The organism is Prevotella conceptionensis 9403948, from assembly GCF_000312305.1.
Taxonomy (GTDB): Bacteria; Bacteroidota; Bacteroidia; order Bacteroidales; family Bacteroidaceae; genus Prevotella; species Prevotella conceptionensis.
This window is the reverse complement of record NZ_HE999444.1, coordinates 506,396-515,027: the sequence shown is the minus strand read 5'-3', so window position 1 is coordinate 515,027 and position 8,632 is coordinate 506,396. Positions and strand designations below refer to the sequence as shown.

General features: G+C 46.7%; 9 protein-coding genes. 1 reads left to right on the top strand and 8 read right to left on the bottom strand.

Annotated elements, in window-relative coordinates:
- Window positions 1-322: 322 nt before the first annotated feature.
- The 8 genes from BN93_RS16545 to BN93_RS04340 all read right to left on the bottom strand — a co-directional run bounded on the left by BN93_RS16545 (window position 323) and on the right by BN93_RS04340 (window position 8,005).
- A complete protein-coding gene (locus tag BN93_RS16545) occupies window positions 323-481 on the bottom strand; it encodes a DUF4295 domain-containing protein (protein ID WP_009230034.1) in 159 nt (52 codons plus the stop codon).
- Between the two features lie 19 nt (window positions 482-500).
- Window positions 501-689, bottom strand: a complete 189-nt coding sequence (gene rpmG / locus BN93_RS04380; protein WP_019187133.1) for a 50S ribosomal protein L33 — start codon at window positions 687-689, stop codon at window positions 501-503.
- Window positions 690-694: 5 nt separating this feature from the next.
- A complete protein-coding gene (gene rpmB / locus BN93_RS04375; RefSeq protein ID WP_009230036.1) occupies window positions 695-958 on the bottom strand; it encodes a 50S ribosomal protein L28 in 264 nt (87 codons plus the stop codon).
- A 387-nt stretch (window positions 959-1,345) separates the two neighbouring features.
- Window positions 1,346-1,855 carry a CinA family protein gene (locus BN93_RS04370; protein WP_019187132.1) on the bottom strand — a complete coding sequence of 170 codons (510 nt, stop codon included), beginning with the start codon at window positions 1,853-1,855 and terminating at the stop codon, window positions 1,346-1,348.
- Window positions 1,856-1,873: 18 nt separating this feature from the next.
- Window positions 1,874-2,908 (bottom strand): tRNA (adenosine(37)-N6)-threonylcarbamoyltransferase complex transferase subunit TsaD, encoded by a 1,035-nt coding sequence (tsaD, locus tag BN93_RS04365; RefSeq protein ID WP_019187131.1) that lies wholly within the window; start codon window positions 2,906-2,908, stop codon window positions 1,874-1,876.
- Between the two features lie 9 nt (window positions 2,909-2,917).
- Window positions 2,918-3,781 (bottom strand): type I methionyl aminopeptidase, encoded by an 864-nt coding sequence (gene map / locus BN93_RS04360; protein ID WP_009230039.1) that lies wholly within the window; start codon window positions 3,779-3,781, stop codon window positions 2,918-2,920.
- Window positions 3,782-4,958: 1,177 nt separating this feature from the next.
- On the bottom strand, window positions 4,959-5,570 hold the full coding sequence (locus BN93_RS04345) for a DUF3256 family protein (RefSeq protein WP_019187128.1): 612 nt from the start codon (window positions 5,568-5,570) through the stop codon (window positions 4,959-4,961).
- Between the two features lie 122 nt (window positions 5,571-5,692).
- Window positions 5,693-8,005: a transglycosylase domain-containing protein gene (locus BN93_RS04340; RefSeq protein ID WP_019187127.1), complete on the bottom strand. Its 2,313-nt coding sequence runs from the start codon at window positions 8,003-8,005 to the stop codon at window positions 5,693-5,695.
- Window positions 8,006-8,125: 120 nt separating this feature from the next.
- Here BN93_RS04340 and BN93_RS04335 point away from each other — a divergent pair.
- On the top strand, window positions 8,126-8,632 hold a 507-nt coding region (locus tag BN93_RS04335; RefSeq protein WP_044259841.1), incomplete at its 3' end, for an aspartate/ornithine carbamoyltransferase family protein.

Sequence of the window (8,632 nt, the reverse complement as noted above, 5' to 3'; positions counted from 1 at the left end):
ATTGGATGCTTACGCTTATCACGCTTGAAAAACGCTAACCCAAGCCTGCTCTCCTTATTATTCCACGCACTTAGAAAGCTGTTTCATCCCATCTAAGCGCATACTAGAAACAACGGAAATCAGATGCGGGGCTTGCATAACAATCAAACAAGAATAAGTTTGGAGGGTAAGCCCTAACCCCATTAAGGAGGCGCTTATTCAGCCTTGCATGCCCAACAAGAATGAATTAGGGCTGCCTACCCCACTCCATCAAAAAAGGGAGAACGCCAAAACGTTCTCCCTTTTATATGATGCGATACTTTCAACGTATGTCGAAAGCGGTTTAATTCTTGAAAAAGTCCTTTACTGCTTCGTTAGGAACCATCTTCTCATCGAAGATGTATGCGCCGGTTTTCGGGCTCTTAACCATCTTGATAACTTTGGTATAAGCACGTCCGTCCTTTGAACCGTCACGAAGGGTTGCAACTACTTTCTTTGCCATTGTCTTGTATAATTAAGCGTTATTTAATCTCCTTATGAAGCGTCATCTTCTTCATGATTGGATTATACTTCATTAGTTCCATACGTTCAGGCGTGTTCTTCCTGTTTTTGGTGGTAACGTAACGGCTCGTTCCAGGCAAGCCGCTGTTCTTCATTTCCGTGCATTCCAGAACAACCTGTACTCTATTACCCTTAGCTTTCTTTGCCATGATAATTATTCTCCTATAACTTTAATGTCTTTCCAATCACAGAAGCCCTTAGAAACAGCTTGTTTAAGTGCTGCGTCAAGACCCACTTTATTGATAAGGCGCAAACCTGCGGCACTGATTTTCAAGCTAATCCAGCAACCTTCTTCCACATAGTAGAACTTCTTGCTGAACAAGTTCACGTCGAAACTGCGCTTTGTGCGATGCTTCGAGTGAGACACGTTGTTGCCAACCATTGCCTTTTTACCTGTAATCTGACAAATCTTCGACATTGCTATCTTTTTTTTGTTTTCTTTTTTGATACTTACTCCAAACAGGTTGCAAAATTACGAATTTTTCTTCTAAATACCTAACTAAATCAATTAATTATCAAAGATTTTATGTTTTTTGTGGTATTATACTGCCATTCGCGTGTACTTTTCTTAAATATGGGCATCATTTTCGCATTCATTGATGTAGTTATGGCATACAATTACAGCCTTTCTGCATAATAAACAAAACAAGGCGAACGCCCCAATGTGCCTCAGCCATAGGCTAAAGTGTGCATTTTGGGGTGTTTGCCTTGTTCATGTCGTGGCCAAAAAAGCATGTTTTGAGCTGCCCTTATCAATAGGAGTTAGCCGCCTCCTAACGTTGAACGGACATGTCATTATGCGGTTTTACTCTTCCGTTGTGCCCTTCTCCTGCTCCAAGAAGTCGAGCATTAAGCGCAGAGCACGGTTCGTAGCAATGGCCAAGTTGATGTCGCGACCGAAGTCTTCGTTCAATTTAAGGGTCAAAGTCTTTTCTTTCGTGCCGCAAGCAACCCATATTGTGCCAACGGGTACGCCGTCGTTATCACCTGCAACAGGCCCAGCATAACCCGTAACAGCCATGCAATAGTCGGTTTTAAGCGTTTCGCATGCGCCCTTAACCATCTGTACGGCAACCTCTTCGCTCACGGCCGACTTCTCGGCTAGCACCTGTGCACTTACGCCCAAGAGGTTTTCTTTCACCTCATTGCTATAACATATCACGCCACCCTTGAAATATTTCGATGCTCCTGGCGTGGCAATAACAGCCTCGGCCACCCTACCGCCCGTGCAACTTTCGGCTGTTCCGATGGTCAAGCCATTTTCGTACATGTGTTGTTGCAGTTCTCTACTAAGCACTTTTGTTTCTAGTTCCATTCCATTATATGTTTATGCTTACTCGAAAGTAACCTTCGAGAAAGCGGGTTTGTCTATCGAACAAAACGCCTTATCTAGGTATTTGAAATATCCCGTGATGCCAATCATAGCGGCATTGACGGTGGTATAGCTGAATCTGGGTATGTAAATGGTCCACCCCTCTTTCTCTGCTGCCTCGTGGAAGGCGTTGCGCAGTCCGCTGTTTGCCGACACGCCACCCGCAACGGCCACGTGTGTGATACCCGTTTGTTTCACGGCCAACCGCAATTTCTTCATCAAGATGTCTACAATGGTAAACTCCAAGCTTGCCGCAAGGTCTTCCTTGTGGTTCTCAATGAAGTTCGGGTCGTCTTTAACCCATTTCTGCAAGCTGTATAAGAACGAGGTTTTCAAACCTGAGAAACTATAATCCAACCCAGGAATATGAGGTTCGGCAAACTTAAACGCTGCGGGATTGCCCTGCCTAGCCAACTTGTCGATGATGGGTCCACCAGGATAACCCAGCCCCATTACTTTCGAACACTTGTCGATAGCCTCGCCAGCCGCATCGTCAATCGTCTGTCCCAACACCTCTATATCATTGTAGGCGTTCACCTTTACGATTTGCGAATTGCCGCCACTAACCAATAAACAGAGGAAGGGGAATGGCGGAATGGCGTTTTGCATGTCGGGTTCTTGAATGAAATGGGCCAGCACATGCCCCTGCAAATGGTTCACATCTACCAAGGGAATACCCAAGGCACGCGCGAAACCTTTGGCGAAACTAACGCCAACAAGCAACGAGCCCATCAGCCCTGGCCCACGAGTGAAGGCCACTGCCGATAGCTGTTCTTTCTCGATACCAGCCTTTTTCAAAGCTTGGTCTACAACTGGTACGATATTTTGCTGATGCGCACGCGATGCCAATTCAGGCACAACGCCGCCATAACTTTGGTGAACGGCCTGCGAAGAGGTGACGTTACTCAGCAACACCTCGTTGCGAAGAACAGCCGCCGACGTGTCGTCGCAACTGCTCTCTATACCTAATATATATATATCCTTGTTGTTATTCATCCTTTAACACTACCTTGTCAATATCTCTACGCCATGTTCGGTCATCAAGAAAGTATGCTCCCACTGCGCGCTAGGCAGCTCGTCGCCCGTTATTACTTCCCATCCGTACTCGTCATCGGCATCTATAAACACCTTCCATGTGCCCATGTTAATCATGGGTTCGATGGTAAACACCATGCCGGGAACGAGCAACATGCCCTGTCCTCTACGGCCAAAGTGCGCAACCTCTGGCTCTTCGTGGAACTTCAAGCCCACTCCATGCCCGCACAAGTCGCGAACCACACCGTAATGATACTTGTCTGCGTGCTTAGAGATGGCGTGTCCGATGTCGCCAACAAAGCCATAGGGCTTGGCAGCCTCTGCTCCAATCTCCAAACATTCCTTTGCAACGCGCACCAGCTGTTCCTTTTCAGGTGTCGTTTTGCCGATGATGAACATGCGCGAGGCATCTGCATAGTAGCCGTCGAGTATGGTTGTGAAGTCTACATTAATGATGTCGCCCTCTTTCAGCACGTCTTCTTTCTTAGGTATGCCGTGACAAACCACCTCGTTGATACTTGTACAAACGCTTTTAGGAAAGCCTTCGTAATTGAGACAAGCAGGTATGGCCCCATGACGGGTGCAATAGTCGTAGCATATCTTGTCTATTTCCAAGGTGTTCATGCCTGCATGTATGTGCTTGGCCACCTCGTCTAGCACGCCCGTATTGACTACGCCGCTACGTCTGATACCTTCTATTTGTTCAGGTGTTTTTATCAGTTCGCGAGTTGGCACCAGCTTTCCCTTGTTTTCCCAATACATCACTTGCTTGTCCAAGTCGGTTGGTTCTTGTCCAGACAGGCAATGCCATCTCCTTTTCTTATTTAAAACCATTGTCTATTTATGTTTAAATCTTGCTTTTAAGTGCGCATGCAGGCACGGCAGTCCGTGTTCATATTAACAACATACACACTTAGACTTGCAAAGTTACTTCAAATTATAGGTACGCACAAGGAAAACAATCACTTTTTGCTTCAACACGCAAAAGGCTTGACAAACAACGCCATGCGCTTGCACAAGATACAGGCGAATGCGCAAACGTGTAAACGCTACGCGAAAAAAGAAAGAACAAGTAAGAACCCTTTGCCCTACCATTAAAGCCTCATTTGTACGGCCAATAAAAAAGATTGATTGTCTCACGACAATCAATCTTTATAACCTTAATAATCTAATACCATGAAAAACACGTTACAAAGTTACGATAAATATTTTAAAAACGCAAGTGTTAGTTGGCAAAAGTATTAGGTATATAACATAAATTAATCGTTTATTTCCGTTTTTGCGACATTATTCTTCTTCATTCATGCTTTAAATCCACGTTTTCGTTAAGCACATGGGGCGACACAAATAGGCTTGTAGTGGCACTACAAGATGCTTGTACCAACACAACAAGCACCTTGTAACGTGACTATAAACGGCTTGTAGGCCCACTACAAATGGCATTGTACAGACACGTTGCTAACTACTTGTTGGCAAACGAATGTATAAAACCAATTTTTAACCTTACTATAAATATAACCAAATGGTTATTAGTTCGAACACTCCCCCAAGCCATAAACACGTGTTTGCGAGTGGATAATGGTTCAACACGACGAATATCCCCTCGCACGGAGCTTGTTTGCTCGAAACAGACTCACTTCAAACACCTTATTATAATAAACGACAACGCCTTTCTTTCCATTGCGTTTACACGGTCTTAACAAGCATGTTGCATCGTTGGAATGCAAGTCTATGCTATTCTTTTCGCCGCATTTACCCAAACCAACAAGCTATTGAACATCAAGTGTGCAAGTGTGCTAACACCACATATAAACAAAGAAGAAAGCAGGGGTGTGGCTTTCATGTACGACTCTGTCCTTAGGAACGAACTAATACAAAAAAAATTGATTGTCTCACGACAACCAATCTTTCTTAACCTTAATAATCTAATACCATGAAAAACACGTTACAAAGTTACGATATTATTTTCATCTTGCAAGTGTTTGATGGTAAAAGTAATCTTTTCATAACATTAATTAAACGTTTTTCCGTTCCAATTAAGCTTATTTTGCAATTTTAACCGTTTTATATTCGCTTTTTCTTCTTCGCTGATAGCCGCTGGCGACAAGGCTACAACAAGTTCTGCGCTAGATGGCGAAAGCGAGAACGACACCAGCTTGGGGTCGAACAAAGCTTGCAATTTGTTAAAATCGTCTTCCGACATCGTATCGGGGCGTTGCAAATCTACATCTAAGTGCATTTGGGGCATAGACAAAGCCTTCCAATCGGGCGAATAAAACGAAATACTACTCTCTGGTTGTGGCCCTGCGTATGTTTGCACCAAGCAAAGCAAAGAGTCGCCCGACGATGTGGGCAACATTTTCATTTGCAACGTATACACTTCGTTCATGCGCGCCGAAAGAAAGTCGGCCGTAAGCGTGTCTATGCTACATCTCTCGCCAAGCGGACCAGCAATTGTGGCCGCTTTCTTCATTTGTTTCAGGTCGAGGAGTTCTTGCCTTCCGCTCTTTTCAAGCGCACCGGCCACAAAAGTGGGCATGTTCACCCACATCTTGCACACTTGCTGTGCCATCATCGTTATGGGCATGGCAGCAAGGCACAGCCCGAATAGTAGTTTTCTCATTGTGTTGTATATTATTTATCAAGATAAGTTAGGTATAAAAACACACACATTCGGCGCACAAGTGCAGACTTTCAACCCGCACTTGTCTACGCACATTGCAGAGATACAGGCATGGGGAGAGTCTATTCATACACCTCGTCAATACCATACTCATTCATTCCACCATCGTCTTTGGCGCATGGGTCAAACCCTTCGGGAAGGTCGAACGTGGCCTTTTGCGTATAGCCCAATCGGGGGTCTGCAAACACTTTCTGCATGAAATAAGCCCAAATGGGCAATGCCATCGTGGCTCCCTGGCCCATACTCATCGAGTCGAAGTGTATGTCGCGGTCTTCTCCGCCCACCCAACAGCCGCTCACAAGCTCGGGCGTAAAGCCCATAAACCATGCGTCTGCGTTGCGGTTGGTCGTTCCAGTCTTGCCGCCAATCTCGCCTTTGAGGTTATATTTAAAGCGTAGTCTACGCGCCGTACCTTCGTTCACCACGGCTTGCAGCTCCACGAGCATCTTATTGGCACTGGTTTCGCTTATCACTTCGTTCATACGGGGCTGGAATGTAGCAATTACATTCCCCTCGTTGTCCTCTATCTTGGTAACGAACAAGGGCGCACACCTAATTCCGCGGTTGGCAAATGCGGTGTAAGCACTTACCATTTCGCACACGCTCGACTCGCAAGGACCTAGTGCCAAAGCCATTGACGGGTGTATATCGGGGTTGTTTAGACCATAACTGCGCAGCAATCCCACAAACTGTTGCGGGTTAAGCTTACTCATAAGGTAGGCCGAAATCCAGTTGTTGGATTGCGCTAAGCCCCATTTCAAGGTTACCATTTGGCCGTATCTACTACGGCTACCGTTCCGTGGCGTCCAACTTTGTCCTGCCACAATGTATGTACGCTGCACGTTGGGTGCCTGGTCGCAAGGCGAGAAACCATTTTCCATGGCCAACGAATAGAGGAAAGGCTTAATCGTAGAGCCTACTTGTCGGCGTCCCTCGGTAGCCATGTCGTATTGGAAGTGCGTAAAATCCAATCCGCCCACATAAGCCTTCACCATTCCGTTCTTGGGATCCATGCTTACAAAGCCAGCTCGCAAGAACGACTTATAATATCGGATGCTGTCTAAGGGCGTCATCACCGTGTCTATGTCGCCATGATAAGTAAACACGGCCATGTCGGTGGGAGTTCTGAAAGCCTTGCGTATCTCTTCTTCCGAATAACCTGCCGACTTCATGTTGCGATAGCGTTCGCTTTGTGTAATCGAGCGGTTCAGGATTGAGCGCACCTGTTCAGCGGTAAGCTTGTTGGTGAAGGGCGCGTTGGGTTTGGTTCTGTTTTCCTTAGAGAAAGCAGGCTGCAAGAAACGGGCTAGATGCTTGTACACGGCATCTTCGGCGTATTGCTGCATCCTACTGTCGATGGAAGTAAACACTTTCAAGCCGTCGGTATAGATGTTGTAGGGCTCGCCGTTCTTCTTCAAGTTCTTATTACACCATCCGTAAAGAGGGTCGTTGGCCCATGCAATGGAGTCGTAAACATACTGCGACTTGTTCCATTCGGGGTAGTTGCTCTTGTCGGGACGCTTGGCCATGAGATATTGGCGAAGGAACTCGCGGAAGTAAGTGGCCGGTCCGTCCTTGTGGTCGGTGCGGTGGAAGTTCAGCGCGAGCGGTTCTTCGGCGTATTGCCTGTACTCCGTATCCGACAAATAGCCGGCCTTTACCATTTGCGCCAACACAACGTTTCGCCGCTCCGTGCTTCTTTCGGGATAGCGCACGGGGTTGAAGTACGACGGGTTCTTGCACAATCCGATAAGCGTGGCCGCCTCGGTTATGGTCAAGTCTTTGGGTTCTTTATTAAAATAGGTGTTGGCCGCGGTCTTTATTCCCACGGCATTGTGCAAGAAGTCGAAGTAATTAAGGTAAAGGGCGATAATCTCTTCTTTGGTGTAATGCCGTTCCAGTTTCACGGCAATAACCCATTCGATGGGCTTTTGCAGCACACGTTCGATTGTAGAATGCGCCTTCTCCGAATAAAGTTGCTTGGCCAACTGCTGCGTGATGGTACTTCCACCGCCTGCACTGGCGTGTCCCATCAGTCCACGTTTCACAAAGGCGCGCCCAAGGGCGATGAAGTCGATGCCCGAATGGTCGTAGAAACGAACGTCCTCCGTGGCCACCAAAGCATGAATAAGGTGCGGCGAAAGGGTGCTATAGGGTATGCAAACGCGGTTTTCGCGGTTTTCGTTCCATGTGCCTATCACCTTTCCGTCAGCCGAATACACCTGCGTGGCAAATCGGTTGATGGGGTTTTGCAATTCGGATATGGGCGGCATGTAGCCTATCCAACCAAACCAAATGGCCACGAAAGCCAATACTGCAGACAGTATGCCAAGCACTAACATGCCCCATAAGATATGTATGAACCTCTTTCTCATTGACGTCTGAATTCTAAAATTACTGCAAAAATACAATTTTTCTCCCTATTATACATTCAAATAAGAAAAATTATACTTATCTTAGCATCCAAAATAGAGAACGTTCTAATGTCAATGCAGATGAAACAACGTGATTTCGTGACGATTGCCGACCTCTCGAAGGAAAAAATACAGTACCTTATCGACCTGTCGCAAGAGTTTGAGAGACATCCTAACCGCGAGTTGCTCAAAGGAAAAGTCATCGCAAGCCTTTTCTTCGAGCCCTCTACACGCACCAGGCTGAGTTTTGAAACGGCAGCCAACAGGCTCGGTGCGCGCATCATCGGTTTCTCGGATGCCAAAGCCACCAGTGTGTCTAAGGGCGAAACGCTCAAAGACACCATTCTGATGGTGGCCAATTATGCCGATGTTATCGTGATGCGCCATTACATCGAAGGGGCTGCGCAGTACGCCAGCGAGGTGTCGCCAGTGCCTATCATCAACGCGGGCGATGGCGCACACATGCACCCCTCGCAGTGTATGCTCGACCTTTACTCCATATATAAGACACAAGGAACGCTCGAAAACCTCAACATCTACCTCGTGGGCGACCTGAAATACGGCCGAACGGTGCACTCGCTCATCATG

Bases quoted from the DNA above. Each gene is read 5' to 3' on its own strand.
- BN93_RS16545 (WP_009230034.1), bottom strand. From the start codon at position 481: ATGGCAAAGAAAGTAGTTGCAACCCTTCGTGACGGTTCAAAGGACGGA.
- rpmG (WP_019187133.1), bottom strand. From the start codon at position 689: ATGGCAAAGAAAGCTAAGGGTAATAGAGTACAGGTTGTTCTGGAATGC.
- rpmB (WP_009230036.1), bottom strand. From the start codon at position 958: ATGTCGAAGATTTGTCAGATTACAGGTAAAAAGGCAATGGTTGGCAAC.
- BN93_RS04370 (WP_019187132.1), bottom strand. From the start codon at position 1,855: ATGGAACTAGAAACAAAAGTGCTTAGTAGAGAACTGCAACAACACATG.
- tsaD (WP_019187131.1), bottom strand. From the start codon at position 2,908: ATGAATAACAACAAGGATATATATATATTAGGTATAGAGAGCAGTTGC.
- map (WP_009230039.1), bottom strand. From the start codon at position 3,781: ATGGTTTTAAATAAGAAAAGGAGATGGCATTGCCTGTCTGGACAAGAA.
- BN93_RS04345 (WP_019187128.1), bottom strand. From the start codon at position 5,570: ATGAGAAAACTACTATTCGGGCTGTGCCTTGCTGCCATGCCCATAACG.
- BN93_RS04340 (WP_019187127.1), bottom strand. From the start codon at position 8,005: ATGAGAAAGAGGTTCATACATATCTTATGGGGCATGTTAGTGCTTGGC.